Here is a 26,769-nt window from a genome sequence, read left to right as displayed (position 1 = left end):
CTTCTCCATCCGGAAAGACTTTCAATGCCGCGCAACCTGCTGCGTTCCCGCCTGCTCCTGACCGTTTTCTGCTCGCCATTTGCGCTGGCTGCAGCCCTTCCCCATCCTGTCGAGGCAGCAACGACAGGAACGAAAAAAAACACGACCGCCAGACATGACACCAAACACAAGGCCAAGGTTGACGCCGTGGCCAGCGGTACGGAACAGCTCGTCATCACCGCACGCCGCACGCGCTCCGAACAGGGGCTGAGCCACGTCCAGATCCAGCGTATCCTTCCGGGCGTGAACCCGATCAAGGCGCTGGAAATGCTGCCGGGCGTCGTGTTCAACAACGCCGATCCGTGGGGCAATAACGAGCAGAACTCCTCGCTCTACGTTCACGGCTTCAACCAGAACCAGCTCGGCTACACGCTCGACGGCATTCCGCTGGGCGATCAGGCCTATGGCAACTATGACGGCCTGTCCCCGCAGCGCGCGGCAATCAGCGAGAACATCGGCTCGGCGTCGGTCTCCTCGGGTGCCGGTGCGCTCGGCACGGCATCCACATCCAACCTCGGTGGTACGCTCCAGTTCACGACGCAGGACCCGCTGAAGAAGCGCGGCGCGCAGATTGAACAGGTATTCGGAAGCTGGTCCACGTTCCGCACCTTCGCACGCCTCGATACGGGTGAGTTCGGCAATGGCAACTCGGCCTATGTCTCCTTCGCGCGTCAGGACGCCCGCGCCTGGGACTTCGCCGGCCATCAGGGCGGCTATCAGGTCAATGCGAAGTTCGTGCACAACAGCGAACACGATCATTTCTCGACGTTCTTTGACTGGTCCCAGAAGGTCGAGCCGAACGAGGACAGCATCACGCTGCCGAACGGTTATGGCACCTATGTGCGTCCGTTCACCTATCCGAATTTCGCGTATGCCAAGTCGTACATCAACTCCGCAGCCTACACGAATGCTGGGTTGAACTACCGGAACTACTATTCCGCAGCACAGCGTGAGGATTTCCTCGCCTATGCAAAGTGGACGCATGATTTCAGCGAAAACCTGCACTGGGACAACAGCATCTATTATCACCACGATCTGGGTGAAGGCGTCGTAGCCGGTCCGATCTCGGCCGCTGGCCTTCCGACGTTGTTCGCCGCCTATTTCCCGGGTCAGGATCTGAACACCGTTTTCGGCGGTTCGGGCTATGCCACGCGAACGACCGAATACTGGGACAACCGCGGCGGCCTGATGTCCACGCTGCGCTACCATCTCGGCAAGCACTCGATCGAGCTTGGCGGCTGGTATGAGCGCAACAACAACACGCAGGCCCGTCGCTGGTATCCGCTGGATGCCAACAATCCGACCACGCCTTACGAGCGCCAGCAGAACGCCCTGATCGACCAGTACACCAACAATTTCTACACCAACACGTTCGTCACGCATCTGCAGGACAACTGGCAGATCTCGAAGACTTTCTCCCTGATGGCGGGCTTCAAGTCCGAGCTGGTCTATACGAACGGCACCCTGCCGGTCGCCGCCAAGGCGGGTTCGCTCTCCCCGTCCTATGCCGTGACGGCACCGGGTGGCGAGATCGATGCCGCCAAGCCGTTCCTGCCCGCCTTCGGCGCGGTCTGGGACATCACGAAGCATGAACAGTGGTTCGCCAACATCCAGGAAAACATGCGCTCCTATCAGGACGCAGGTTACGGCAATGCCACGCCCTGGGGCGCCACCAGCCAGGCCGCCTTTGAAGAATTCAAGAAGAACGGCAAGCCCGAAACCTCATGGACGTATGAGACCGGCCTGCGTGAACACCGTCAGGTCCATCTCGGGCCGCTGACGGCGATCGAAGGTCAGGTCGAGTACTATCACGTCCACTTCTCGAACCGTCTTCTGGCTGTTGCAACGACGCAGACGCTGTCGTCCATTATCGGTTCGGCCACCACGCTTGCAAACGTAGGTTCGGTCACGACGGATGGCATAGACTTCTCCTTCACCACCCATTTCGGCCCGCATTTCTCGCTGTATAACGCGCTGTCCTACAACAAGTCCGTTTACAACGATAACTACAGCACGGGCTCGAGCGTCATCCATACGGCTGGCAAGAACGTCGTCGGCATGCCGGACTGGTCGGAGAAGTTCGTCTTCACCACCAACTGGGGCAACGCCTATGGCCAGTTCACCGGTGACGTCATCGGCAAGCGTTATGCGACCTATACCAACGACATGTGGGCCGCACCCTATGCACAGTTCAACCTGAACGCGGGCTACACTTTCCACAACATCCCGCATCTGGCGTCGCTGAAGGTCCAGGGCAACATTACCAACCTGACAAACACCAAGGGGTGGTCCACGATCAACGCGACCCAGACTTCGGGTCAGTTCTCGGCCTATCCCATCGCGCCGCGCATGTTCTTCCTGAGCATCAGCGCCGCCCTGTAAGGAGTTCCGTCATGCTGTCACGCCGCCGCGCACTGGGCCTGCTGGCTGCCGGAGTTCCCGCTCTCCACCTGCGGGCAAAGGCAGCGCCGTCACTGGCACTGAAGCCTCTCGTGTTCGCCCATCGTGGGGCCTCGGCCCTGCGTCCGGAGCACACGCTGGCCTCTTATGCCCGCGCCATGATGGACGGTGCGGATTTCATCGAGCCTGATCTCGTCATGACAAGGGACGGCCATCTGGTCGTGCGCCATGAGAGCAACATCGCCGGCACGACGGACGTGGCGGACCATCCGGAATTCGCCTCCCGTCATCGTACGCTGAAGATCGACGGAAAGACCGAAACCGGCTGGTTCACCACAGACTTCACACTGTCCGAACTCAAGACCCTCCGCGCCCGCGAGCGCCTTTCCACGATCCGGGTGCACAACACCCGATATGACGACCATTTCGAAATCCCGACCTTCGAGGAAGTCATCGAACAGGTCGCCGCACAGTCAGCCGCGACTGGCAAGGTCTTTGGACTCGTGCCGGAAATCAAGCATTCCACCCATTTCAACAGCCTCGGCCTGAACCCCGAAGCCGCGTTCCTGCGGACCATCGCCGCCCACGAGTATACCCGGCAGGCCCCGCTGGAACTCCAGTCTTTTGAGACCGGCAATCTGGGCCGCATCCGGGCGGACGTGCTGTCCATCAACCCGCAGGCGCGTCTGATGCTGCTCATGGGCGAGCGCAAGGACGTCCCACCGGATCTTCTGGCAGCCGGCAAGACCACGACGTTCGGAGATCTCATGACGCCCGATGGGCTCAAGGAGGTTCGCCACTATGCCGACGTGATCGGTCCCTCCAACACGGACCTGATCCCGCGTGACAGCAAGGGTGCGTGGCTTGAGCCCTCCACGCTTGTAACGGATGCCCATAAGGCCGGACTGCTGGTTCATTCCTATACGGCACGGCCGGAAAACCACTTCCTCCCGGCCCAGCTTCGCAGCGATGCCGGAGACGCCGCCCGCAACCCCAAGGGCATGATCACGGAAGTCCGCCGCTATCTGGATATGGGGATCGACGGCTTCTTCACGGATGATCCCGCACTGGGACGCATTGCCGTGAAGGGCATAATCTGAAGGCCGCTGCCACAAAAAAGGAGGCCTCCCTGATCGGGAGAGCCTCCTTTTTTGTGACCTGACAGAAATCTCAGGCGATCTTGAAATGCTTGATGATCGCCTTGTTGAAAGCCGGAATATCATCCGGGCAGCGTGAGAAGACATAAGGTCCGTCAACAACGACCTCATTATCCACCCAGGTCGCGCCAGCGTTTTCCAGATCAGTTCGGATGGCCGGCCAAGATGTGACAGTCCGACCTTTGAGTTCATTCACTTCAATCAGCGTCTGCGCGCCGTGGCAGATGGCAGCAATCGGCTTGTTCGCCTTTACGAAAGCACGGGCGAATGCCACGACATCCTTGTTCATCCGCAACGCATCCGGAGAGGCCAGACCGCCCGGAAGCAGCAGCGCGTCATAATCCTCGGCCTTTGCATCGGCAATCGCCAGATCGGCGCGGATTTTGTTGGACGGATAGATGTCCTTGTTCACGGCCTGGAATTCCCCTGCCTTGAGGGAAATGACCGTGACGGTCGCACCGGCTTTTTCCAGCGCTTCCTGCGGACCCGTCAGTTCGATTTCTTCGAGGCCGTCAGTGGCCAGTGCAGCGACTTTTACCATGATTGCGGTCCTTTCAGAGAGTGTGGGCGACGGAGAGGCCGCCGCCCGTTAGAGAATTAGGCGTTGAGATAGATGGTCTTGGTCTGGACATAGGCTTCCATGCCGTGCTGCCCGTCTTCACCGCCCAGGCCACTTTCCTTGTAGCCATGATGGAAGCCCTGCGGCGCCTCACCACCCGGACGGTTCACATAGACCTCACCGAATTCCAGATCGCGGGTCATGCGCAGGATCCGGCTCAGATCGTTGGTGAAGAGATAGGCTGACAGGCCGTAACGGCAGTCATTGGCCCAGGCGATCGCCTGATCGAAATCCTTCACGCGGATCAGCGACATGACCGGACCGAACACTTCGTTATGCACGATGTCCATGTCCTGCGTGACATCCGTCAGCAGCGTCGGGGCGTAGAAATAGCCCTTGTCATACACGCCGCCTGTCAGACGCTTGCCCCCGATGGCCAGACGCGCGCCCTGCCGGACAGCATGCTCGACCATTTCATGGACCTTGTTGAGCTCGTCCTCGCTCACCTTCGGGCCCATATCCGTGGACGGGTCCGTCGGCAGGCCGACCTTCAGGGCCTCGATCTTCTCACGGACCTTCTGGACGAACCTGTCGTAGACGGCCTCATGAATGTAGGTGCGCTCGTTGCAGGTGCAAACCTGACCGGCATTGCCGAAGCGCGACGCCACCGCAGCATCGGCGGCTTTGTCCAGATCGGCGTCTTCCATGACCATGAACGGCGCCTTGCCGCCCAGCTCAAGCCGGACTTCCTTCAGCGTCTCGGACGCAGCGGCCATGATCTTCTTGCCGGCCGGAGTCGAGCCCGTCATCGTAATGAGCTTGATGTCCTTATGCGCCACCAGTGGCACGCCGACATCCTTGCCATCGCCCGTCACGACATTGATGACGCCGTGCGGAATCTTCGCTTCCTCAGCCAGCTTCGCCAGATGCAGGCAGGCCAGCGGCGTCAGTTCATGCGGCTTGACGACGATGGTATTGCCCGCGGCCACAGCCGGACCGATCTTGCGGGCACACAAGGCCAGCGGGAAGTTCCAGGCCGTGATTGCGCCGATAACGCCCAGCGGCACACGGTCGATCAGGATCTTCTCTTCCGGGGAGCTGCCTGGAATGATTTCACCCTGAAGCCGCAACACGTTCTCGGCTGAGAAGCGCAGCAGACCAATAGCAAAATCCACCTCGATCCGGGCTTCCTTCAGCGGCTTGCCCATTTCTGACGTGATGATGGCGGCCAGCTTTTCCTTGTCGCGCTTCACCAGATCCTTGAGCGCGTGGATGTAATCGGCACGTTCGGTCGCCGTACGGCGGCTCCAGCCAACAAAGGCTGATTTCGCGGCAGAGACCGCCGCATCCACATCGGCCTGACTGCCCTTGGCCACTTCGCCGACAACCGCTTTCGTGGCCGGGTTTTCAACCTTGATCCACGCGCCATTCTTGGGGGCGACCCAGCTTCCATTGATGAAAAGATTGCTTTTCTCAGTCATGAAATTTCCTGCATTTTCTGTGTGGCGACCCTGCGCTCCGTGATGAAACAGACGCATCAGCCAACCAGCAGTTCATTCGATGACCGTAAGGTGCAGGCATTCCCCGATAATAAAAAGTGATGATTCGTGAGCCCGGGACTCACTTTTAATGAATATCTGTATGGGGCGGCGTATAGTCCAGAAATCTCCGCCCGAGATCATTCAGTCCCGGCTCACGCCAGATGAAATAGACTTCACTGCCTTTCAGATCTTCCGGATATGTAAACGCGATCCCCTCACGACGCCGTTTCTTGACCTGTGAAATGATGCTGTGCGGAACACAGGAAATACCCAAGCCCGCCTGAACGCAGGCAAGAATGACGTCATAGGATTCAACCGTGTGGATGATCGCGTTCGAGACGCCATGCCGCTCAAGCCAGGTCTCGAAATAGCGGCGGTAGAAGCAGTCGGTGTTGAACAGGAACACATGTTGCCCGTCCCGCGCGCCTTTCTGTCCTTCCGGCATGGCGAGCGCCAGTTTCTCGCGAAAGGCAAAGCGGCTTTCCATCAGGGGATGAACGATCGGCCCGTCCGTCAGCGCCAGATCGATTTCCCCATCCGCCAGCATGCGCTCCAGCGTATAGGTCGGGCGCTGGAACATCTTCAGTTCCACACCCGGGCAGGCTTTGAGAAACTCAGGCACGATCCGCGGCAGATAGCCCTCAAGAGCGACATCCAGCGCCCCGATATTCAGGACACCGCGCGGAGTGCCCTCGGAAAACAGATCCGTCAGGCTCCGTGCGCCAGCCACGACCGGCAGCGCCTGCTGATAGAACAGACGACCTTCGGGAGTGAGGGTCAGACGCCCTTTTTCACGCAGGAACAGCTCCTGCCCGACCAGAAGCTCCAGTTCCTTCAGCCGCGCCGTCACATTGGACGCCACACAGTTCAGGCGCCGGGACGCTGCTACGACCGTCCCCTCCTCCACGACCGCGCAGAACATTTCAAGCTGGGCGAGGCGGAGTGGATTCATGGGAAAATATCCTTATCGGGGCGGGATTATCCCCCGGTAGAAGATATCCCCAGAATCAGGGAACATCTCCGGGGAAGGGCCTGTGGATTGTTTCTGACGAACTGGGGACCGATTGCGCCAGGGCAGCTTTCCTGCGGAGTCGCACGATGAGCGTATCGAGCGCGGATAAAAACCGGCTCCGGTCGTTTTTCCCGAAGGACGGATTGTAGGTCGTGACCGCTCCCGTCTCGCGCAGACCCTGCATCAGGTCCCGCATGGCCGAGACCATCCCCACGGAGCGTTCGTCGATTTCCTCGCCATTCGGCCGCAGGACAGAGGCTTTTTTCGCCAGACAGCGCACCGCGAGCGGAATGTCGCTGGTGATGACGATATCCGCAGGCGTCACCTGTCCCGCAATCCAGTCATCTGCCACGTCCGGCCCTTCCGGCACCACGACGCGCTCGATAAGCGGCGACTGCGGGATATTCATCCAGCTATTGGCAACGATGACCGTCTTAAGGCTGTAGCGTGCCCCGACCCGGTAGATCTCATCCTTGACCGGGCACGCATCGGCATCCACCAGAAGCCGGGTGGTCTCGGCCATGGATCAGTCCTCCGCCTGAAAATGGCGGATCAGCTCCTCCAGCACCACATCGGGGTGCTTCTCGCCCGAGACCCGGATTACAGGCTCGTCGTCGCCAGGTACTTCAAGTGTCGCAAGCTGGCTGGGCAGCAGGCTCGCCGGCATGAAATGCCCTTCCCGGCGCTGCAAGCGTTCAGCAAGTTCCCCGGCCGACGTATCGATATGCACGAACTCGATCGGCAGGTCCTCGCCGCGAAGCTGCTCACGATAGGAGCGCTTGAGCGCGGAACACGTCAGGACGGCGCCATGTCCGGCCTTCACCTGTTCGCGCAGCCAGTCATGACAGAGCGCAAGCCAAGGGGCGCGATCCGCATCGGTCAGCGGCTGACCGGTGCTCATCTTTTCGACATTGGCCGGCGGGTGCAGTGCATCGCCTTCCTGAAAATGCCAGCCCAGACGCGTGGCCAGTCCGGTTGCAACCGTCGTCTTGCCTGTTCCGGACACGCCCATGACCACGAGAAAACGCGGCTTCAGACCCAGCTGTATTTCATTTTCCGTCATTTTCATGGCTCCCAGTGCTCCACACCATCCGGCGTCGCCACGAGGACTTCGGACGCCATGTTGAGAAACATGCCGTGCTCCACGACACCCACGATCCGGTCGATTTTCTCAGCCAGTTCCTCGGGCTTTTCGATCGGTCCAAAATGGCAGTCCAGAATCATGTTGCCGGTATCGGTTACGAACAGCGATCCGGCCCGGTCCGTCCTCGGCTTCACGCCGCGTGCGCCACAGGCTGCCAGACGTTCTGCCGTGCATTCCCAGCCGAAGGAAATGACTTCCACCGGCACCGGCGCACGTTCGCCCAGCAGGTCCACGGGCTTGGTGCCGTCCACGATCACCACGAACCGCTTGGCTGCCTGCGCCACAATCTTTTCACGCAGCAATGCCCCGCCCAGCCCCTTGATAAGATTGAGCGAACCACGCTGGACCTCGTCCGCGCCATCAATGGCAATGTCGATCCGGCGATGCGCGCTGAAATCGGTCAGCGGAATTCCGGCCTTGAGCGCCTTGTCCTCGCTGTCATCCGAGGTCGGAATGCCAAAGATCTCCAAGCCTTCCGCAACGCGCTCGCCCAGACGCTCGATCATGTACGCCGCTGTGCTGCCGGTCCCGAGCCCCACGACCATGCCGCTTTTGACCATATCCGCAGCTTCACGGGCAGCCGTGCGCTTGTGAACGTTCATATCCGTGCCGCTCATGCGTCTTCTCCCACCGCAGCGCGGTCTGCCAGAATGATGATCCGTCCCTCGCTCGTCACCCGTGCGGACGGGATGGAACTGTCGCCCTCGACCAGGCGCTCCAGCATCTCGACCTTGGAGGCCCCCGTCACGAGGAACACGACCAGCGCGCTGGACTGGATGGCGGGATAGGTGAGCGTGATGCGCTCGTAAGGTGCTGTGGACGGTGCGGCCGTCCCGACCCAGGCCGTCCGCTCCTTCAGAACCGGCTGCCCGGGAAACAGCGAGGCCGTGTGACCATCGGTACCCAGACCTAGCATGACCAGATCAAACAGCGGGCGCTGCGGATCGAGCGTTGCGGAGCCATAAGCGGCCTGAAGGGTCTTTTCGTAGGCCTTCGCATCCTCTTCCACCGTACCAGCGGTCGGAATGGCATGGACATTCTGCGCTGGCACCGGAACGCGGGACAGCAGGACGGACTGGCCGACCGTGTGGTTGCTGTCCGCATGGCCTTCCGGCACGTGTCGCTCGTCGCCGTAGAAAATCTCGACACGCTCCCACGGGATCAGCTTTGCGCGGGACGGCGTAGCCAGGATCTCGAACAGGCGCTTGGGCGTGGAGCCGCCGGACAGGGCAACCCGGAACGGGCCATCCGTCTTGGCCAGAATCCCTTCGACGAGAAGATCCGCCATCCGCAGGGCAACGGCTTCAGAGTCAGGAAGGGTTTCCAGCGTGGCGGCACGAATGTCGGTGGTCATGGATTGGGAACTCTCGGCAGGATGTAGCGCTCGACGGCCTTGGCCCAGCCATCGCGCTCGTTGGTGTCTGTGAGAACCTGCGCGGCGGCTTTCACATCGTCTTCGGCCTGCCCCATCGCAATGCCCAGTCCCGCCACCGAAAACATCGGCAGATCGTTATGGGCATCACCAAGACAGGCGACCTCGTGTGGCGCAATGCCGTGAGCAAGCGCCAGTTCGCGAATGGCCTCACCCTTGTTGGCCAGGGCCGGCGTCACGTCGAGAAGAATATCGGAAGAACGGCGCACGCTCGCGTCGCCCTGGAGCATGACCCCAAGCTCGGTCTCAATGTCCTGAAGCAGACTGGTATCGCTGCTCACGCCCATCACCTTGCCGATGCCCTCGAACTCCTTGCGAAGATCGGGAACCTGATGTGGTGTCAGGCCGGTGATGCCCTGTTCGTGCTGGACGAAGGGCGTATAGGCGTCCCTCACCATCCAGTAGGACTGCCGCAGGAACCAGGTCTCGATCCCGTGCAGATGCAGCATGTCATGGACGATCGACAGCACATCGGGGGACAGAACACGACTGACGGACGTGGTGCCGTCAGGCTTGAAGATGATGCCACCATTGAAGCCGGCATTCTGCCCGGTCAGGCCGAGCTGCTCGATATAGGGGACCATGGCGGCAGGCGGTCTTGCACTGGCCAGACAGAGCGGAATTCCCCGCTCCTGCAGCACCCTGACCATGGCCCGCGTCGAAGGCGCGATGGTCTTGTCTGACGTCAGGAGGGTTCCATCCATGTCGGACACGACCATACGGATGGTCTGTGGCAGCGGCGGCAGATCCGCATGGATGGCGTCGAGGTCAACGGACATAAAAGCCCCTGTAAAAACCCCCGTCAGAGTCTTTGCGGGGGCTGGCTGGTCATCGATGGCAAAACCATACCCTGCCAGCCAGTCCTTGCCCATGCGGGGCGCAGGCTTATTTCTTTTCGACGTGTCCGCCGAAACCGAAACGCTGTGCCGAGAGAATTTTCTCGGCAAAATTATTACCCGACCGTGAGCGGAAGCGCGTGAACAGCGCAGCCGTCATGACGGGAGCCGGCACGTCTTCTTCAATAGCGGCCTCGATCGTCCAGCGACCCTCACCGGAATCCGCAACTTCGCCGGAGAACTCGTTGAGAGTCTCCGAACGCGTCAGGGCCTCGGCCGTCAGGTCGAGCAGCCAGGACGACACGACACTTCCGCGACGCCAGACTTCCGCGATGTCACCCATGTTGAGCTCGAACCGGTCCTTTTCCGCGAGGACCGGGGAGTTCTTGCTCTTCATGATATCGAAGCCTTCGGCGAAGGCCTGCATCATGCCGTATTCGATGCCGTTATGGACCATCTTCACGAAGTGGCCCGAACCGGCGGGACCACAGTGCAGATAGCCCTGCTCGGCCCGCGGATCATGACCCTTTTCGTCACGGCCCGGCGTGCGCGGCACATCCCCGATGCCCGGCGCCAGCGCGCTGAGGATCGGGTCGATGTATTCGGCGGTCTCTTTCGTACCGCCAAACATCATACAGTAGCCACGTTCCAGACCCCAGACACCGCCCGAAGTCCCGACATCGACATAGGAAATGCCCTTTTCGGCCAGTTCGGCCGAGCGGCGGACATCGTCCTTGTAGTAGGTGTTGCCGCCATCAATGATGATATCGCCACGTCCGAGCAGACCACCGAGTTGCTGAACGCAATCCTCGGTGATGGCTCCTGCGGGCAGCATGACCCACACCACACGGTGCTCGTCGCCCTCAAGCAGTTTTGCCATATCGGCCAGCGTATCGGCAGGCGTTGCGCGCCCGGCTTCACAGCGGCTGACGACCGACGTGGTGACTTCCGGCGTGCGGTCATGCACGACAACATCATGCCCATGCCGGGTCAGACGAATAGCAATGTTGCCGCCCATCCGTCCCAGTCCGATGATTCCGATCCGCATGACTTATGCTCCTGCCAGTGCTTTGTGAATCGCCGTTTCCAGAGCCTTCAGCCCGTCCTCCAGCGGTCCATCGATATGAACGCGGAGGGCACGACGACCACGGGCCGCGAGCACCTCGAAATCGCCTCGCGCCTGTGCCGCTTTCACGACACTGAAGCTGAAGCCATGGCCCGGAACCGGCACATCCGCCGCATCCGTCGCCGTAACCTGCAGGAACACGCCGCTGTCGGGTCCGCCCTTGTAGGCCTGGCCCGTCGAGTGCAGGAACCGGGGCCCGAATTCAGCGGCTGTTGCCACCTTCAGCGCGTCCCGAAGCTCCATGCGAACGGACTGTGCCCAGTCCCGGGTCTGCTGGTCGCGCCTGATATAGGCGAGTAGCCCGACATAGTCACCCGGCTTTACGCGATCAAAGAGCGCCTTGAGGATGGAGACCGCATCACCTTTGTTTCCAGAGGCTTCCGTGTTCTTCGCATCCGCGTAAAAGGACAGCGGACCATCCTTGGCGAAGGGCGTTTCCGGCGGTAGCGAGCCTGTCTCAGCATAGGCCGAGGTCAGCTTGCGCGTCTCAAGCTTGCTGAACTCCACATCCGGCTGATCGAACGGGTCGATCCCGAGAACCGCACCGGCAACAGCGGTAGCGAATTCAAACAGGAAGAATGCCTGCCCAATCTGGGACGCATCGGCCAGGCGGATGGTGACTACAGGGGCACCAGCGGCGCGCAGGGCGCCAAGGCGGCTGTCGGGAACATCCTCGCCCAGCAGCAGATCCACGAAGACACGGTCTGTTCCGTAGACATCCGGCGTCCCAAGCTCTTCCTCATCGATGGGGATGAGTCCGAGGCCCTTCTTGCCGGTGCTCTCGGCAATCAGCTGTTCGAGCCAGGCCCCTAGTGAGGCAATCCCGTCAGACGCCAGGATCGTCACCTTGTCACGGCCAAAGCAGTGCGCGGCATGACCCAGGATCAGACCAAGGACCGCACCCGGATTGGCAGAAGGGGGTGCACTGCCGTCACAGGATTCCACCATCAGACGCGTGATCGTCAGCAGCTTGCGGACATCGATGCCGCTCGCGGCAGCCGGGACAAGACCGAAATTGGACAGGACCGAATAACGGCCACCGATTTTCGGATCGCCATAGAAAATGCGCCAGAAGCCGTTTTCCTCGGCCACCTTCTGCATGTGCGAGCCCGGATCGGTGATGGCGATGAAGCTGTCACCCGGCTTCTTGCCCAGAGCCTGCCCCGCGACCTGCCAGAAATGCGCGAACAGAATGTTCGGCTCCAGCGTACCGCCGGACTTGCTGGCCACGATGAACAGGGTGTTCTTCGGATCGATGGCTTTTTCGAACGCCGTAACCTGCTGCGGGTCCGTGCTGTCGAGCACATGCAGCTTCGGCCAGCCTTCGCGCTGCCCGAACGTCTCGGCCAGAACCTCGGGACCAAGGCTCGAACCACCCATGCCCAGGAGCAGAATATCCTTGAAGCCGCGACTGCGGACATCGCGGGCCAGGACTTCCAGCTCCTCGATATGCCACAGGCGGTCCTGCACGACCGTCAGCCAGTTCAGCCATCCGGCTTCCGGACCGTTCGTCCAGACGGACGGGTCCTTCTTCCAGATGCGGCGCAGACCGCCACTGTGGCTCCAGTCCTTTTCAGCCGCGGCAACATCATCTCGCAGATCAGGCGGCAGATCCGCGCTGACCCGCAGCAGACGATCGCCCAGCACGGCCTCGCGCTTGGTGGCAACGGCCGTCAGCAGCGTATCGAACGAGACGCTGAACGCTGCACAGCCATCCTTGACCAGCTTGGCCGTAATCGCGTCCAGACCCAGACCCAGGCGCTCGGCCTCTGCCATGACGTGCCGCGCCTGATCGACGTTTTCCGTCAGACTCGCACGGGATTTGCCGTGATCGCGGAAAGCATCGAATGTTGCGGGCGGGATGGTGTTGACCGTCTCGGGGCCGATCAGCTCCTCGACATACAGGACGTCGGAATAGGCCTTGTCCTTGGTCCCGGTGCTGGCCCAGAGCAGACGCTGCGGGTTCGCACCCTTTTCCGCCAGAGCCTTCCAGCGCGGGCTGTTGCGGACTTCCAGATAGTACTGGTACGCCATCTTGGCATTGGCGATCGCAACCTTGCCGCGAATGGCCTTCAGCGCTTCAGCTTCCGGGTCCCCTGCGGCAACGCGACGGTCGATTTCCGCGTCGATCTTCCCGTCAATACGGCTGACGAAGAACGATGCCACGCTGGAGATGCGCGAGATTTCTTCGCCACGGGCCACACGCGCTTCAAGACCGGAAATATAGGCTTCCAGGACCGCCTTGTACGCATCCAGCGAGAACAGCAGCGTCACGTTAACATTGATGCCGTCCGCGATGGCTTCGCGGATCGCACCCGTGCCTTCAACCGTACCCGGGATCTTGATCATCAGGTTCGGGCGTCCGACTGCCTTCCACAGGCGGCGCGCTTCCGTGATGGTACCGTGCGCATCGAAGGCCAGATAGGGCGAAACCTCGAGGCTGACATAGCCGTCCAGCCCCTTGGTCTTTTCGAACACCGGATCCAGCACCGCACAGGCCGAGCGGATATCGTCAATGGCGAGATGCTCGTACAGCTCGCCGGGGGACAGACCCTCCCCTTCGAGCAGCTTGCGGATCTGCGGATCGTATTCGGTGCCGTGCCCGATGGCCTTCTCGAAGATGGCCGGGTTGGACGTCACACCCCGCAGGCCGTCCTCGTCCACCAGCTTGCGGAGGCTGCCATCCTCCGTGAAGCTGCGCTGGATGAAGTCCAGCCAGGGAGACTGACCGTATTTCTCAAGGTCGCGCAGCACACTGCCGACTTCGTTCAGACCGGTATTGGAGATTGTGTCTGCCACAGGATCTCTCCCTTACTTGCCGCGCAGGGCCTGACGCTTTGCCGCGTCATAGACCGCCTCAGGCGTGAAACCGAATTTCGTAAGCAGTGCGGAAGCCGGAGCCGACGCACCGAACGTGTTCATGGCGATGATCGCACCACCGATGCCGACATAGCGGTCCCAGCCGAAGGCTGCGGCCTGCTCGACCGCAACGCGACCGATGACATCCGGCGGCAGCACGGAATCACGGTATTCCTGGCTCTGCTCTTCGAACAGGTCGAAGCTCGGCATGGACACCACGCGGGCCTTGATGCCCTCTTCCGTCAGCTTCTCGTAAGCCGAGACCACGAGACTGACTTCTGAACCCGAAGCAATCAGGATCACGTCCGGCTTGCCCTCACAGCTCGCCAGCACATAGCCACCCTTCGCCAGACCGGCGGCGGAAGCATATTTCGTACGGTCGATCGTCGGCAGGTTCTGACGGCTCAGTGCGAGCACCGCCGGCTTGTGCGTCATCGGGATCAGCGTGCGCCAGGCTTCCGCCACTTCGTTGGCATCGGACGGACGGATCGTCATGATCCCCGGCGTGGCGCGCAACTGGGCAAACTGTTCGATCGGCTGATGCGTCGGACCGTCCTCACCCACACCGATGGAGTCATGCGTGAAAATGTACAGAACCGGCAGTTCCATGATGGCCGACAGACGGATCGGGGCCTTCATGTAATCGGAGAAGATCAGGAAGCCCGAACCGTAAGCGCGGATCCCCGACAACGCGATGCCGTTGCAGATGGAGCCCATCGCATGTTCGCGCACACCGAAATGGATGTTCCGGCCGCCATAGCTGCCGTTCCATTTTTCCGGCTGGAAGGAGCCACCGCCCTTGATGTCCGTCTTGGTGGAGGGCGTCAGGTCCGCAGAGCCACCGATCATCCAGGGCAGGTTCTTCGCAACCGCGTTCAGCACCTGGCCCGAGCTTGCACGCGAAGCAATGCCCTTCGCATCCGCGTCGAAGGTCGGGATATCCTTGTCCCAGCCTTCCGGCAGACGATGCTCGATGATGCAGTCGATTTCAGCAGCAAGGTCCGGATGTGCCTCGCGATAGGCCGAGAACAGCTCGCGCCATTCCGCATGCGCTTCCGCGCCACGCTTGCCAAGGCCGTCGGCAAAATGCTCCTTCACGCCATCCGGCACGTAGAAGTCCGGAGCGTCTTCCGGCCAGCCATAGGCCTTCTTTGCACCCTTGATTTCATCCGCACCCAGCGGCTCACCATGGGCCGAGGCCGTGCCAGCCTTCTTGGGCGCGCCGTAACCGATGATCGTCTTGAGAACGATAAGGCTCGGACGGTCCGTCACCGCGCGCGCAGCCTTCAGCGCGGCAAGGATGGCATCGACGTCATTGCCGTCCGTCAGCGTCTGGACGTGCCAGCCATAGGCCTCGAAGCGCTTGCCGACATTTTCCGTGAAAGCCAGATCCGTCGAGCCTTCAATGGAAATCTGGTTTGAATCATAGATCCAGGTCAGGTTCCCCAGAGCCAGATGACCGGCGGTAGACGCAGCTTCAGACGCCACGCCCTCCATCATGTCACCGTCTCCACAGAACACCGTCACGTGGTAGTCGAACAGCTTGAAGCCCGGACGGTCGTAACGTGCGGACATCCATTTCTGCGCAATCGCCATACCGACGGAATTGCCGCAACCCTGCCCAAGCGGGCCAGTCGTGGTCTCGACACCAGCGGTAAAGCGGTATTCCGGATGGCCCGGCGTCTTGGAGTTCAGCTGACGGAACTGGGAGAGGTCTTCCACCGTCAGCGACGGGGCATCGACGACCTTGCCGTCCCGGATATCCTTCACACCCGTCAGGAAGAGGGTGGAATACAGGAGCATCGACGCATGGCCGACCGAGAGGACAAAGCGGTCACGCGCCGGCCAGCACGGGTCGGCCGGATCGTATTTCAGATCATGCTGCCACACCGCGTACATCGCGGGAGCAAGGGCCATGGCCGTGCCAGGATGGCCGGAATTGGCGCGTTCAACACCTTCCATCGAAAGGGTACGGATCGTATTGATGGCGAGTTGGGGAAGCGTACTCATCGGAACGGGGTCTCCGGCTTGTGACTGACGGGAAGAAACGCAACGATATCCCCCGCGCATTCTGCTGCCACGGCATGACGCGAAGTCACGCCGGACGCAATGGCTGATTGGTAAACCATATTGTGAAACACGCTCTTGTGCTTGATGACAACCCGTCTCATTTCGACGGTGATCATTACCTTAATCCCGAGGTTTGGCGGCCTGATGAAACACGCACAACCCGCAGGACTTCCCAGCGGATCGGGAACATTTTCCGCTGGCAGATAGGACTGCGCCCCCGCTGGCCGAACGCCCTTCCGCCACAGAAATCCTGGCCACAGGTCATGCCCGCTCCGGGAGAATGCTGCGTTACGTTTATCGGCCATGCGACCGTTCTGCTCCAGTTTGGTCGCGCGGGACGCGCACCTCTGCGGATCATCACTGATCCGGTTTTCTCCGAACGCTGCTCCCCCTTCCGCAGTTTCGGTCCCCGTCGCGTTCGTCCGCCCGGCATCACGCTCGATGTCCTGCCCCACATCGACGTCATCCTCGTCTCGCACTGCCATTACGACCATCTGGACCTGCCCAGCCTGCGCGCGCTGGCCGAACGTGACGATCCGCTGTGCATCTCCCTGCCCGGCAACCGCCGGCATCTGGAAAAGGCCGATCTGCCCCGCATCGCCGAGCTTGACTGGTGGGAAAGCACGACCGATGACGGCGCCCGCATCACGGCCACCCCGGCCCTGCATGGCAGCGCTCGCACACCGTTCGATTCCAACCGTGCGCTGTGGGGCGGGTTCACGATCGAAGCGGATGGCTACACGGTCTTTTTCGCGGGCGACACGGCCTGGGGCAAGCATTTCGACGCGATTCACCGCCGCTGGCCGGACATCGACCTCGCCATCCTGCCCATCGGCGCCTACGACCCGCGCGACCTGATGCGGCGCGTCCATATGTCGCCCGAAGAAGCCCTTATGGCGTTCGATACACTCAGGGCAAAACAGGGGCTGCCCATCCATTTCGGGACCTTCCAGCTCACCGACGAAGCCATTCTGGAGCCCCCCACCCGCCTGGAATTCGCCAGCCGTCCCGGAAGCCGCCCCTTCGCAGCACTGGAGAACGGTGAGAGCCTTACCCTTCCGCCGGCTGACACAAAAAGCTAACCTCTCCTCCGACAACACCCCGCGAGGGGACACCGCCATGTGGAAACCGTCATGAACGCCCAGAACGTCACTTTCACGTCAGACCAGATCACCGCCCTGTTCATCGACGCGGCCCGTGAAGGCGATACCGACCTCCTGACCCAGTTTCTGGACGCCGGCATGGCCATCGATACGCCCGACAGCCGCGGATACACCGCGCTGATCGTCGCCACCTATAACGGCCACGCCGACGCCACGCGCCTGCTGCTGGACCGCGGCGCCGATACGGAAGCAACCGATCTCAAGGGCGCCACGGCGCTCTCCGGCGTCGCCTTCAAGGGCCTGACCGACATCGCAAAGCTTCTGCTCGATCACGGTGCTCAGGTGGATCATGCCAATCATGCCGGTCGCACGCCGCTGATGTTCTCCATCATGTTCAACCGCGAAGAGATGGCCAGAACCCTTCTGGCAGCCGGAGCGAACCCTGACCTGAAAGACGCGGACGGCGTCTCCGCCCGCGTCCTTGCCGAACGCCAGCTCATGAGCAGCCTGTTCACCGGAATACCCGCATGAGCCGTTTCTGGAACCGCCGGGTGCGTGACCTGCACCCTTACGTCCCGGGCGAGCAGCCCAAGGTCGCGGACCTGCTGAAGCTCAATACGAACGAGTCTCCCTACGGCCCGAGCCCGAAGGCGCTGGCAGCCATCCGGGACGCCGCATCGGATGACCTGCGCCTGTATCCGGACCCGACGGCGGCAGTTCTGCGCGACACCATTGCCGCCCGCTTCGGCACAACGGCAGACCGCGTTTTCGTCGGCAATGGCTCGGACGAAGTGCTGGCCCATGCCTTCCGCGCCCTGTTCCACGATGATGCGCCGGTCCTGTTCTCGGATGTGACCTACGGCTTCTATCCGGTCTATTGCGGCCTGTTCGAACAGCCGTTCCGCCACATCCCGCTCAATGACGATTTTGCGATCGACATCGACGCCTATACCGGCGACTGCGGTGGCATCATCGTCGCCAATCCCAATGCGAATACGGGCATCGCCCTGCCGCTGGAGCAGATCGAGATGCTCCTGAAGCGTCATCCGGACCGGACCGTCATCATCGACGAGGCCTATGTCGATTTCGGGGCGCAGTCCGCCATTGAACTGACACACCGGTATGACAATCTTCTGGTGGTCCAGACGCTGTCCAAGTCCTATGCCCTGGCAGGGCTGCGTGTGGGTTTTGCGATCGGCTCCCCGGAGCTGATCGAAGGTCTCATCCGGGTCAAGGACAGCTTCAATTCCTATCCCCTCTCCCGTCCGGCACAGGCCGGGGCCATCGCCGCGATCCAGGATACCGACTGGCTTGCGGATATCACGGCGCGCGTCATCGCCAGCCGTGACAGGCTGGTCCCGGATCTGCAAAATCTTGGCTTCCAAGTCCTGCCATCCTGTGCCAACTTCGTTCTCGTGCACCACCCGGCGCACAAAGCCGGAGCCATCGCCGCCGCCCTGCGCGAGCGGGCGATCCTTGTCCGGCATCTCTCAACCCCGCGCATCCAGGACTGGCTGCGCATCTCGATCGGAACGGACGAAGCCTGCATACGCCTGACAGACGCTTTGCGGGACATCCTTTCTCCCCGATCCTGAATTAACCGGACGGTAATACTCCGTCCCCCATAATCATGAGCCAGACAGGGCCAGCCGGGCACGCTTTTGCGTGTTCCATCCCGCCATCCCCGGATGAGCGGGAGGCCCGTGAATGCTTCATGCGGAAAGACGAACACATGCGTGCATTTCAGGGACAGATGTCCGACAACCAGCCTATTCGCCGTAATCAGGCCGAAAAGGAAAAACAGCTCCGGGACCTCAAGGAAACGATCGCGTCCATGAAGTCCCACACCTCTCCGACGCTGAAGGAGAGCATCCAGCGCCGCATCCGCGAACTGGAAGTCGAACTGCGCACCATCGCGCGTGAAAAGGCTGCCAAGGCCGCCAATCCGGACGCCCAGTCCGACCGCCAGCGCCGCCCGCCGCGTCGCAACACGATCCGCTCCATGTAATTGGCGGCCGAGACGGCCGGTGCAGAGACTTCCTCTGCACCGGCCGTTTTGCATCAGGCGTCCTGAGCGACCGTTTTCCCGGACGCCGCATCCCAGGCCGCCGGCCCTATCAGCCGCAGTCGGGTCGGGTGAAGCCCGTCGGTCTCGGTCAGGACATAATACGCCGTATATTCGCCGGTCGGCCTGCCTGGCCTGTCCTTCAGCAATCTGAAAACATTCCGGTCCGCCGTCATCTGCGTCCTGTCTCCGGCCAGAGGCTGGTTCCACATGTCCAGAGCTTCCGGCACCCGCGTCCGGTCGATCATCAGACAGTTCGGATCGACAAACCCGCCATAGCTTTCCCGGAAAATTCCGCCCCCGATCCCGACGGACTCCCACTGATCTTCGCAGATGGATGTCAGCGTCCTCGGATGCACGAACCAGCGCCCGGCCCAGGCCCAGTCCTGCCCCTCGATCGCCGTCAGCAGGGAAGACAGGTGATCCGGCGCCCACCAGTTGTCGTCGTCGAGGTAAGCAATCCGCGGCGCATTCGAAAGCTGGCTGAGCACACTGCGCAACACGCCCCCATCCTTTGCACGGCCAAACCCGCCATGCCTCTGGGACGTGGAATAGCCGGGCCACAGAACTTCAACAGCCCAGCCCGGCGGCCGTCCCTCGACTGCACGCTGCAGCAGTTCGTCCGCACCTTCTCCTGGCGCCCTATCCAGCCCGATCATGATCTGAACCCGCAATCCACTCTGCTGCGCGAAGATGGACTGGAGTGCCCGGACGATACTCGGTCGCAGCAGGCTCGGCATGACGACCGCAACATCAAACGGCCGCTGGTCTGGCTCGCCGGCATCGGCGAAAATGTGAAGTCCGGGTTCCATGCCGGCGACGATACTGCGCGTCCGCAGACCTGTCACGTCACAGCCTAAGCCCGCGCTGCTCTCTTGCACTTCGGCGCCACAGGGCACACCATGACGGACAGAATGATCACTGCGAAAGAGTCCAACGTGTCCGCTCCTTCCACCTTTTCGCACGAACAACTGCTTGATCGCCTGGGCGAGGTTGCCGTCCGCGTTGGCCTGAACATCGCGCCGGGCCAGCAGCTTCTCATCACAGCACCTTTGGCCGCCGTCCCGCTTGTCCGTCGCGTAACGGAACACGCCTACAAGGCCGGCGCCTCCCTGGTGACGACGCTGTATGCGGATGACGAGACCACGCTGGCCCGCTTCATCCACGCCCCGGACGAAGCCTTCGACGTCGCACCCACATGGTTGGCTGACGGCATGGCCCGCGCTTTCCGTGAAGGCGCAGCCCGCATGGCCATCACGGGCGCCAATCCGACCCTTCTGAAGGGCCAGGACCCCGAGCGCATTTCCCGGGCCAACCGCGCCAATTCCAAGGCCAATCGCCCGGCGATGGAAATCATTACGCAGTTCGCCGTGAACTGGAACATCATCGCCTGCGCCACCCCGGCCTGGGCCGCACAGGTCTTCCCGGAGCTTCCGGCCGATAAGGCACTCACCGCCCTGTGGGACGGAATTTTCAAAGCTTCCCGCGTCGACGTGGCCGACCCCATCGCCGAATGGAAAGCTCATAACGCCGCCCTGCATGTCCGGGCGAAGTTCATGAATGACAGCCGCTTCGAGGCCCTGCATTTCAGCGGCCCCGGCACCGATCTGACAGTCGGCCTTGCTGACGGTCATCTCTGGGCGGGTGGATCGGAAAAATCGGGCAATGGCATTGTCTGCAACCCGAACATTCCCACGGAAGAAATCTTCACGACCCCCCATCGCAGCAAGGTCGATGGCCGGGTCAGCAGCACCAAGCCGCTGTTCCATCAGGGCACGCTGATCGACAACATCTCGGTCCGCTTTGAAAACGGACGGATCGTCGAAGCATCCGCAAGCCATGGCGAAGACGTGCTCAAGCGCATCCTCAGCACCGATGAAGGCGCAGCCCGGATCGGTGAAGTGGCCCTCGTGCCGCACTCCTCGCCCATCTCGGCCAGCAAGATCCTGTATCGCAACACGCTATTCGACGAAAATGCGTCCAGCCACATTGCTCTCGGTCAGGCCTATACGAAGTGCATGGTCGATATCGAAGGCCTGACGCCGGAAGAACTGCTGGAGCGAGGCGTCAACGACTCCCTCATCCACATTGACTGGATGATCGGTTCGGACAAGATCGACCTTGATGGTCTCAAGAATGGCAACCGCGTGCCACTGATGCGCGCTGGCGAATGGGTGCAGGCATGACATTTCCCCGCATGACAGGGCTCTCCGCCCTCCTCGTTTCCGCTGCAATGCTGCCACTGGCAGCCCAGGCACAGTCCTATCCGCCCTCCGCTTATCAGGGTGGCGCCCAAAGCCAGACCCAGGTTGACGGAAGCACGCCCCTTCAGGGCGCGCCGCAGCAAACCCAGCAGATCTCCCCCCAGGTCCGCGCGGATACGGAGCGGGCCATGCATTACCCGCTACCGCCTGACTTCATGACCCGTGCCGCAGCGACGATCGCCGAACTCCAGGCCCGCAATATCCAGCCCCCCAATTCCCATGGCACGAGCCTCTCAGACACGATCCGGCAGATCAGTCAGGTGCCGGGACTGGCCCCCGTCCTGCAAAGCCACGGTTTCACACCCGAGAGCTTTGTCATGGGCATGACCACATTCGGCATGACCCTGGCCGCCAGCAACGGACAGCTCCCGACGGGAATGCCCAGCCCCAACCCGTCCAATGTCGCCCTCTTCAAGGCCCAACCCGAGCAGGTCACGGCCCTGATGCAGGCCATGGGCAACCCGCCGCACTGAAAACGGCACAGAGGCCGCGCCTTCCGTGGAAATAAGCCGGCCTCTCCCACCCGCGAACCAAAGACCCAAATGTCCATCAAACTCGACCCCGCGATTCTCCCTGCCCTGGATATCCTCGGCATGGCCCAGTCCGGCGCCCTCCTGCGCGCCGAGCGCGACACGCCCCCTGACGGCATCCCCGCTTTCGTAACCCGTGCCGGCTGGGATGAACTGATCGCAACCCATGCCGCACAGCATGACGCCCCCCACACAGTGATTCTTCCCGCACTTGAAAAAGCCGTTGCCCACCTTCTCTCCCATGCGGCCGAAGGGGCATCCCGCAACGGCGAAATGACGCCCGTCATCACGCTGCAAAGCGATCTTTTCCCAAGCGATCCCGACCTTGTCCTGGCTTTCGTCCGTGACAGCACCCACCCGGTCGCCTGCGCCCTGATCGGAACCGCAACCCAGATCGAGACGGCCTTACGCGGGTATGGATCGTCTCACGACCTGCCGAACTGACGGACCGCGAGTTCATCGAGGACGTTCTGCTCCTTTCTGAGGTCAGCCTGCCGCTCTTCCTCTTTCTGCTCTTCACGCAATGTCCTGACGGCCTCCATGGCCGCCCGGGCAGCGATCAGGGCTGAACGCACCGCCTCGCGATCCATCGCCGCTTCCCGACAGCGCTCGCGCGCTTCCAGAACCGCCTGCCGCCCGGCAGGCAGCCACCGGCTGAATGCTTCCACAGCCCCGTCATCCGCCGTAGGACTGGATGCGATCCGCTGTTCGCTCAGGATCTCCGCCTGGGCCGTAGCCAGTTTTTCTTCCGCAGCCGTTTCCCGCGCCACGGCCTCTGCGAAGCTGCGTTCCACAAGATCCAGTTCCTGCTCCCGCAGAGTAATCAGTGTTTCGAGAGGTGAGCGTTCCATTATGTGAGCTCCTTTACGATTTATTCGGGGGGACGTTCTGCGGCGGCTGCATGATCTGTGCCAGCTGTTCAAAGGCCTCCGCGCGCGTGGAGCGTTCATTTCGTCCCTGAGACAGGAATGCATTCAGCTTCGGCATCAGGGCAATGGCCTCGTCCACCTCGCGATCCGTTCCGGGCTTGTAGGCCCCCAGCCGGATCATGTCCGCCATCCGCTGATAGGTCGCCATCGCGGCACGCGCACGCTGCGTGAGGGCGTTTTCTTCGGGTGAATTACATCCCGGAACCGCGCGCGACAGAGAGCGCAGAACATCAATGGCAGGATACCGCCCCTGCTCACCAATCTTGCGATCCAAGATAATATGCCCGTCCAGAATACCACGCACGGCATCCGCAACCGGCTCATTCTGGTCGTCCCCTTCCACGAGAACCGTGAAAAGCGCCGTGATCATCCCCTGATCGGCATAGCCAGGGCCTGCCCGCTCCAGAAGACGCGGCAGTTCGGCAAACACCGAAGGCGGATATCCCCGTGTCGCAGGCGGCTCTCCGGCTGACAGACCGATTTCACGCAGCGCCATGCAGAACCGCGTCACGCTGTCCATCAGCAGCAGGACCGATTTGCCCTGGTTCCGGAAATATTCCGCGATGGCCATGGCGGACAGGGCGGCTTCGCGACGCATCAGCGGGGGGGAATCCGAAGTCGCAATCACCAGCACACTCCGCGCCAGCCCTTCCGGTCCGAGATCATCCTCGATGAACTCCCGCACCTCGCGTCCACGCTCACCCACAAGCGAGATCACGGCGACATCACAGTCCGCGCCCCGGGCGAGCATGGACAGCAATGTCGATTTCCCGACACCCGACCCCGCGAAAAGCCCCAGCCTTTGTCCGTGCCGGCACGTCGTGAAAGTATCAAGCGCTCGGACCCCGAGGTCGATACGCTCGCCAAGCCGCGCCCGGCTTGCGGCATTGGGCGGAGGACACTGGACCGGCTGCCGCTCAAACGACGGAAACAGAGGCCCCTTCCCGTCGATCGGCTGTCCCAGCGGATCCAGCACGCGGCCCAGCCAGCTTTCATTGACGCCAAGGCCACCATCATGACGGTTCAGCGGAATCTTGGCCTCACAGCCCGGACCAATTCCGTCCAGAGGCCCGAAGGACATGAGCCGCGCGACATCGCCCTGAAAGCCCACAACCTCGGATTGCACAACTCTTCCGTCACGTGCCTTCACCGCGACTCGGTCCCCAATCGTAATGAAACCTTCGAGTCCGATAACGGTCAGGCAGAGACCGATAACGTCTTTAACGCTTCCTACAACCCAGTCGCAGGTGAGGTTCGAAAGCCTTTCAAGCAGTGCGTCGTAGTCGTCCATAATGGCAGTTTCTGACCGTTTCCTGCGGATTATTCCGATCTTTCAACCCTACAGCCATACCCTTAAGAGAACGCTAACGTTCCCCTCTGACGAGAAAAATAATGACAATTTTACGATTTTTGATCCATATCTATCGACAGTCACAACCTTGAGTAGTAACCATTGCTTCACCAAGCCGGGAGTTGAAAAAATGCGTATCCTTCTTGTCGACAGCGATCAGTCAGCCGCCGCCACACTGTCCCAGATCCTGCGGACCGCGTCTTTCACCGTGGATCACACGCCGTCTGGCGAAGAGGCCATCGAGATGCTTCGCCACTACGACTACGATGTGGTGGTGCTCGAACTGATGCTGAACGATCTTGAAGGCTACGAAGTCATTCGCCGCGCCCGGGCCGCGCGTATCACGACGCCCATTCTTGTCCTGTCCGCCCTGCTGCGGCCCCAGGCAAAAATCCGGGCCTTCTCCATGGGCGCGGACGACTACATGACCAAGCCTTACGACGCCGGCGAACTGGTCGCCCGTCTGCAGGCCGTCATGCGGCGCTCCCGTGGCTTTGCCGAGCCCAAGCTTCGCGTCGGCAATCTGGAACTGGATCTGAACGGCAAGAACGTCACCGTTGACGGCGCTCCGCTGCACCTGACGGGCAAGGAATATGCTATTCTGGAACTGCTGGTGATCCGCAAGGGATCCGTCCTGACCAAGGACGCGTTTCTCAACCACCTTTATGGCGGCATTGACGAGCCGGAAATGAAGATCATCGACGTCTTCATCTGCAAGCTGCGTCGCAAACTCCAGAATGTCGGCGCGGGAAACCTGATCGCGACCGTCTGGGGACGCGGCTACATCCTGCGCGAAGACGACACCGCGGAAATTCCTGCCGCAACTGATGCTATTTCCAGAAACAGCGTTCCCGCAACCGTCGCGGCCATCTGAACCACCCTCCGGGGATCAGACAGCTCCCCGTTCACGATCCGACGGTGTCAAGCGTGCGCGATCGCGCGGATGACATCACAGACATGGTCCACGACTTCATGCACCAGCGCTTCATCCTGCGCTTCGGCCATGACACGGATCAGCGGTTCAGTCCCGCTCGCCCGCAGGACAAGACGACCACTTCCGGCCAGCCGCTCATCCGCCCAGGCCTTGGCCGCAGCGAGATCGGGGCTACTCATCGGGCTGGTCCCTGAATAACGGACATTTTTCAGAAGCTGCGGATAGGGCGTGAAGAAACGGCAGATCTCGCTGGCAGGCCGCTTGGTCTCGACGGACACTGCCAGGACCTGCAATGCCGCAATCAGACCATCGCCCGTGGTGGCATAGTCCGACAGGACCATGTGACCGGACTGCTCGCCGCCCAGATTGGCCCCGATTTCCCGCATCCGTTCCACGACATAGCGATCACCAACCGCCGTGCGCTGAAGTTCGAGACCATTCTCCGCCAGGGCCTTTTCCAGCCCCATATTGGACATGACGGTCGTCACCACCGTATTGCCCCGCAACCGGTCATGCTGCTTCCAGAAGGCTGCAATCAGACCGATGATCTGGTCCCCGTCGACAAGATTGCCGTTCTCATCTGCAATCAGGACACGGTCCGCATCACCATCCAGCGCAATACCGAAATCCGCCCCATGCTCCCTGACGGCTGCACACAGCGTTTCAGGATGCGTTGACCCCACGCCGTCATTGATGTTCAGCCCATCAGGCGAACAGCCGATCTTGATGACTTCCGCACCAAGCTCCCACAGGGCCGTGGGCGCCACGCGATAGGCCGAGCCGTTGGCACAGTCGATGACAATCTTCAAGCCATCCAGCCGCAGACCCCGCGGAAAAGAGGCCTTCGCATTCTCGATATACCGTCCGGCCGCATCCGTCAGACGTGACGCCCGGCCAATCTGCGCCGGTGACGCCAAGCGTGCGGAGAGGTCCTGCGACATCAGGTCCTCGATCTCGCCTTCCACCTCGTCAGAAAGCTTGAAACCGTCCGGTCCGAACAGTTTGATGCCGTTGTCGGTAAAGGGGTTGTGCGATGCCGAGACCATCACCCCCAGATCCGCCCGGAGAGAGCGCGTCAGCATGGCAATGGCAGGCGTGGGTAGCGGTCCGACCAGAATGACGTCCATCCCGGCCGACAGGAAGCCCGCAACCAGGGCACATTCCAGCATATAGCCCGAAAGACGCGTATCCTTGCCGAGCACGACGCTATGCCGGCGGTTCTGGCTGCGCATGAAATACAGGCCGGCCGCCTGCCCCAGTCTCTGTGCGATCTCGACCGTCATGGGCGCGGTATTGGCCGTTCCCCGGATGCCATCAGTACCGAACAGAGACCTTTTGGTGGCCATAATGAAGAATCCTGCCTGTCTGCCAGAAATGAAAAAGGCGCGGCACCGGGAAATATCCCGATGACGCGCCCG

At 61.4% G+C, this 26,769-nt stretch carries 25 protein-coding genes; 10 read left to right on the top strand and 15 right to left on the bottom strand.

Annotation, left to right across the window (positions count from 1 at the left end; translation table 11 throughout):
* The first annotated feature begins 24 nt into the window (after window positions 1–24).
* Complete coding sequence (locus HKD31_RS05745) at window positions 25–2,421, top strand: TonB-dependent receptor (protein ID WP_194264212.1); 2,397 nt, start codon at window positions 25–27, stop codon at window positions 2,419–2,421.
* An 11-nt stretch (window positions 2,422–2,432) separates the two neighbouring features.
* Window positions 2,433–3,539 (top strand): glycerophosphodiester phosphodiesterase family protein, encoded by a 1,107-nt coding sequence (locus HKD31_RS05740; RefSeq protein ID WP_194264213.1) that lies wholly within the window; start codon window positions 2,433–2,435, stop codon window positions 3,537–3,539.
* A 70-nt stretch (window positions 3,540–3,609) separates the two neighbouring features.
* On the opposite strand, the gene HKD31_RS05735 is transcribed toward HKD31_RS05740, so the two are convergent.
* The 11 genes from HKD31_RS05735 to tkt all read right to left on the bottom strand — a co-directional run bounded on the left by HKD31_RS05735 (window position 3,610) and on the right by tkt (window position 16,115).
* Window positions 3,610–4,137 carry a type 1 glutamine amidotransferase domain-containing protein gene (locus HKD31_RS05735; RefSeq protein WP_172492904.1) on the bottom strand — a complete coding sequence of 176 codons (528 nt, stop codon included), beginning with the start codon at window positions 4,135–4,137 and terminating at the stop codon, window positions 3,610–3,612.
* Between the two features lie 56 nt (window positions 4,138–4,193).
* Window positions 4,194–5,636 (bottom strand): aldehyde dehydrogenase, encoded by a 1,443-nt coding sequence (gene aldA, locus HKD31_RS05730; RefSeq protein WP_194264214.1) that lies wholly within the window; start codon window positions 5,634–5,636, stop codon window positions 4,194–4,196.
* 145 nt (window positions 5,637–5,781) lie between these two features.
* A complete protein-coding gene (locus HKD31_RS05725; protein ID WP_194264215.1) occupies window positions 5,782–6,648 on the bottom strand; it encodes a LysR family transcriptional regulator in 867 nt (288 codons plus the stop codon).
* A 55-nt stretch (window positions 6,649–6,703) separates the two neighbouring features.
* Window positions 6,704–7,231, bottom strand: coding sequence for a YaiI/YqxD family protein (locus HKD31_RS05720; protein WP_194264216.1), 528 nt, complete (start codon window positions 7,229–7,231; stop codon window positions 6,704–6,706).
* A gap of 3 nt (window positions 7,232–7,234) precedes the next feature.
* Window positions 7,235–7,771: a gluconokinase gene (locus tag HKD31_RS05715; RefSeq protein ID WP_194264217.1), complete on the bottom strand. Its 537-nt coding sequence runs from the start codon at window positions 7,769–7,771 to the stop codon at window positions 7,235–7,237.
* A gap of 2 nt (window positions 7,772–7,773) precedes the next feature.
* Window positions 7,774–8,469, bottom strand: a complete 696-nt coding sequence (gene rpiA, locus HKD31_RS05710; RefSeq protein WP_011253230.1) for a ribose-5-phosphate isomerase RpiA — start codon at window positions 8,467–8,469, stop codon at window positions 7,774–7,776.
* Entirely contained in the window at window positions 8,466–9,206 is a 741-nt protein-coding gene (pgl, locus tag HKD31_RS05705) for a 6-phosphogluconolactonase (protein WP_194264218.1), read from the bottom strand. The genes rpiA and pgl overlap by 4 nt, the downstream gene beginning before the upstream one ends.
* Complete coding sequence (locus HKD31_RS05700; protein ID WP_194264219.1) at window positions 9,203–10,063, bottom strand: Cof-type HAD-IIB family hydrolase; 861 nt, start codon at window positions 10,061–10,063, stop codon at window positions 9,203–9,205. Before HKD31_RS05700 ends, pgl begins: the two co-directional genes overlap by 4 nt.
* A 106-nt stretch (window positions 10,064–10,169) precedes the next feature.
* Window positions 10,170–11,168 (bottom strand): phosphogluconate dehydrogenase (NAD(+)-dependent, decarboxylating), encoded by a 999-nt coding sequence (gene gnd, locus HKD31_RS05695; protein ID WP_062497486.1) that lies wholly within the window; start codon window positions 11,166–11,168, stop codon window positions 10,170–10,172.
* A gap of 3 nt (window positions 11,169–11,171) precedes the next feature.
* On the bottom strand, window positions 11,172–14,045 hold the full coding sequence (locus HKD31_RS05690; RefSeq protein ID WP_194264220.1) for a bifunctional transaldolase/phosoglucose isomerase: 2,874 nt from the start codon (window positions 14,043–14,045) through the stop codon (window positions 11,172–11,174).
* 12 nt (window positions 14,046–14,057) lie between these two features.
* The gene (tkt, locus tag HKD31_RS05685; protein WP_194264221.1) at window positions 14,058–16,115 is read right to left on the bottom strand and encodes a transketolase; all 2,058 of its coding nucleotides are present in this window, start codon (window positions 16,113–16,115) and stop codon (window positions 14,058–14,060) included.
* Between the two features lie 137 nt (window positions 16,116–16,252).
* Between tkt and HKD31_RS05680 the strand changes: the two genes are divergently transcribed.
* From HKD31_RS05680 to HKD31_RS05665, 4 genes are all read left to right on the top strand, one after another.
* On the top strand, window positions 16,253–17,257 hold the full coding sequence (locus HKD31_RS05680; protein ID WP_194264470.1) for an MBL fold metallo-hydrolase: 1,005 nt from the start codon (window positions 16,253–16,255) through the stop codon (window positions 17,255–17,257).
* A gap of 51 nt (window positions 17,258–17,308) precedes the next feature.
* On the top strand, window positions 17,309–17,809 hold the full coding sequence (locus HKD31_RS05675; RefSeq protein WP_194264222.1) for an ankyrin repeat domain-containing protein: 501 nt from the start codon (window positions 17,309–17,311) through the stop codon (window positions 17,807–17,809).
* Window positions 17,806–18,873, top strand: coding sequence for a histidinol-phosphate transaminase (gene hisC, locus HKD31_RS05670; protein ID WP_194264223.1), 1,068 nt, complete (start codon window positions 17,806–17,808; stop codon window positions 18,871–18,873). The genes HKD31_RS05675 and hisC overlap by 4 nt, the downstream gene beginning before the upstream one ends.
* Before the next feature lie 137 nt (window positions 18,874–19,010).
* The gene (locus HKD31_RS05665) at window positions 19,011–19,286 is read left to right on the top strand and encodes a hypothetical protein (RefSeq protein WP_024716948.1); all 276 of its coding nucleotides are present in this window, start codon (window positions 19,011–19,013) and stop codon (window positions 19,284–19,286) included.
* A 53-nt stretch (window positions 19,287–19,339) separates the two neighbouring features.
* Here HKD31_RS05665 and HKD31_RS05660 read toward each other — a convergent pair whose 3' ends face one another.
* The gene (locus HKD31_RS05660; RefSeq protein WP_338085539.1) at window positions 19,340–20,191 is read right to left on the bottom strand and encodes a glycosyltransferase family 2 protein; all 852 of its coding nucleotides are present in this window, start codon (window positions 20,189–20,191) and stop codon (window positions 19,340–19,342) included.
* A gap of 54 nt (window positions 20,192–20,245) precedes the next feature.
* On the opposite strand from HKD31_RS05660, the gene HKD31_RS05655 reads away from it, so the two are divergent.
* The 3 genes from HKD31_RS05655 (at window position 20,246) to HKD31_RS05645 (ending at window position 22,581) form a co-directional block, all read left to right on the top strand.
* Window positions 20,246–21,529, top strand: a complete 1,284-nt coding sequence (locus tag HKD31_RS05655) for an aminopeptidase (protein ID WP_194264224.1) — start codon at window positions 20,246–20,248, stop codon at window positions 21,527–21,529.
* Window positions 21,526–22,080: a hypothetical protein gene (locus HKD31_RS05650; protein ID WP_194264225.1), complete on the top strand. Its 555-nt coding sequence runs from the start codon at window positions 21,526–21,528 to the stop codon at window positions 22,078–22,080. The genes HKD31_RS05655 and HKD31_RS05650 overlap by 4 nt, the downstream gene beginning before the upstream one ends.
* Window positions 22,081–22,149: 69 nt before the next feature.
* Window positions 22,150–22,581, top strand: a complete 432-nt coding sequence (locus HKD31_RS05645) for a hypothetical protein (RefSeq protein WP_194264226.1) — start codon at window positions 22,150–22,152, stop codon at window positions 22,579–22,581.
* On the opposite strand, the gene fliJ is transcribed toward HKD31_RS05645, so the two are convergent.
* Window positions 22,563–22,988: a flagellar export protein FliJ gene (fliJ, locus tag HKD31_RS05640; RefSeq protein WP_194264227.1), complete on the bottom strand. Its 426-nt coding sequence runs from the start codon at window positions 22,986–22,988 to the stop codon at window positions 22,563–22,565. The two genes, HKD31_RS05645 and fliJ, sit on opposite strands and share 19 nt — an antisense overlap.
* Before the next feature lie 13 nt (window positions 22,989–23,001).
* On the bottom strand, window positions 23,002–24,357 hold the full coding sequence (gene fliI / locus HKD31_RS05635) for a flagellar protein export ATPase FliI (RefSeq protein WP_194264228.1): 1,356 nt from the start codon (window positions 24,355–24,357) through the stop codon (window positions 23,002–23,004).
* A gap of 190 nt (window positions 24,358–24,547) precedes the next feature.
* Between fliI and HKD31_RS05630 the strand changes: the two genes are divergently transcribed.
* Complete coding sequence (locus tag HKD31_RS05630) at window positions 24,548–25,291, top strand: response regulator transcription factor (protein ID WP_194264229.1); 744 nt, start codon at window positions 24,548–24,550, stop codon at window positions 25,289–25,291.
* 47 nt (window positions 25,292–25,338) lie between these two features.
* Here the strand turns inward: HKD31_RS05630 and glmM are convergent, their stop codons facing one another.
* The gene (glmM, locus tag HKD31_RS05625) at window positions 25,339–26,697 is read right to left on the bottom strand and encodes a phosphoglucosamine mutase (protein WP_011253214.1); all 1,359 of its coding nucleotides are present in this window, start codon (window positions 26,695–26,697) and stop codon (window positions 25,339–25,341) included.
* Window positions 26,698–26,769: the final 72 nt, after the last annotated feature.

It is taken from the genome of Gluconobacter potus (assembly GCF_015244705.1).
Classification (GTDB): domain Bacteria; phylum Pseudomonadota; class Alphaproteobacteria; order Acetobacterales; family Acetobacteraceae; genus Gluconobacter; species Gluconobacter potus.
The sequence above is the reverse complement of the archived record's forward strand: the minus strand, read 5'-3'. Positions and strand labels throughout refer to the sequence as shown.

Excerpts from the sequence above, each read along its gene's own strand:
- HKD31_RS05745 (WP_194264212.1), top strand. The coding sequence starts at position 25 with ATGCCGCGCAACCTGCTGCGTTCCCGCCTGCTCCTGACCGTTTTCTGC.
- HKD31_RS05740 (WP_194264213.1), top strand. The coding sequence starts at position 2,433 with ATGCTGTCACGCCGCCGCGCACTGGGCCTGCTGGCTGCCGGAGTTCCC.
- HKD31_RS05735 (WP_172492904.1), bottom strand. The coding sequence starts at position 4,137 with ATGGTAAAAGTCGCTGCACTGGCCACTGACGGCCTCGAAGAAATCGAA.
- aldA (WP_194264214.1), bottom strand. The coding sequence starts at position 5,636 with ATGACTGAGAAAAGCAATCTTTTCATCAATGGAAGCTGGGTCGCCCCC.
- HKD31_RS05725 (WP_194264215.1), bottom strand. The coding sequence starts at position 6,648 with ATGAATCCACTCCGCCTCGCCCAGCTTGAAATGTTCTGCGCGGTCGTG.
- HKD31_RS05720 (WP_194264216.1), bottom strand. The coding sequence starts at position 7,231 with ATGGCCGAGACCACCCGGCTTCTGGTGGATGCCGATGCGTGCCCGGTC.
- HKD31_RS05715 (WP_194264217.1), bottom strand. The coding sequence starts at position 7,771 with ATGACGGAAAATGAAATACAGCTGGGTCTGAAGCCGCGTTTTCTCGTG.
- rpiA (WP_011253230.1), bottom strand. The coding sequence starts at position 8,469 with ATGAGCGGCACGGATATGAACGTTCACAAGCGCACGGCTGCCCGTGAA.
- pgl (WP_194264218.1), bottom strand. The coding sequence starts at position 9,206 with ATGACCACCGACATTCGTGCCGCCACGCTGGAAACCCTTCCTGACTCT.
- HKD31_RS05700 (WP_194264219.1), bottom strand. The coding sequence starts at position 10,063 with ATGTCCGTTGACCTCGACGCCATCCATGCGGATCTGCCGCCGCTGCCA.
- gnd (WP_062497486.1), bottom strand. The coding sequence starts at position 11,168 with ATGCGGATCGGAATCATCGGACTGGGACGGATGGGCGGCAACATTGCT.
- tkt (WP_194264221.1), bottom strand. The coding sequence starts at position 16,115 with ATGAGTACGCTTCCCCAACTCGCCATCAATACGATCCGTACCCTTTCG.
- HKD31_RS05675 (WP_194264222.1), top strand. The coding sequence starts at position 17,309 with ATGAACGCCCAGAACGTCACTTTCACGTCAGACCAGATCACCGCCCTG.
- hisC (WP_194264223.1), top strand. The coding sequence starts at position 17,806 with ATGAGCCGTTTCTGGAACCGCCGGGTGCGTGACCTGCACCCTTACGTC.
- HKD31_RS05665 (WP_024716948.1), top strand. The coding sequence starts at position 19,011 with ATGCGTGCATTTCAGGGACAGATGTCCGACAACCAGCCTATTCGCCGT.
- HKD31_RS05655 (WP_194264224.1), top strand. The coding sequence starts at position 20,246 with ATGACGGACAGAATGATCACTGCGAAAGAGTCCAACGTGTCCGCTCCT.
- HKD31_RS05650 (WP_194264225.1), top strand. The coding sequence starts at position 21,526 with ATGACATTTCCCCGCATGACAGGGCTCTCCGCCCTCCTCGTTTCCGCT.
- HKD31_RS05645 (WP_194264226.1), top strand. The coding sequence starts at position 22,150 with ATGTCCATCAAACTCGACCCCGCGATTCTCCCTGCCCTGGATATCCTC.
- fliJ (WP_194264227.1), bottom strand. The coding sequence starts at position 22,988 with ATGGAACGCTCACCTCTCGAAACACTGATTACTCTGCGGGAGCAGGAA.
- fliI (WP_194264228.1), bottom strand. The coding sequence starts at position 24,357 with ATGGACGACTACGACGCACTGCTTGAAAGGCTTTCGAACCTCACCTGC.
- HKD31_RS05630 (WP_194264229.1), top strand. The coding sequence starts at position 24,548 with ATGCGTATCCTTCTTGTCGACAGCGATCAGTCAGCCGCCGCCACACTG.
- glmM (WP_011253214.1), bottom strand. The coding sequence starts at position 26,697 with ATGGCCACCAAAAGGTCTCTGTTCGGTACTGATGGCATCCGGGGAACG.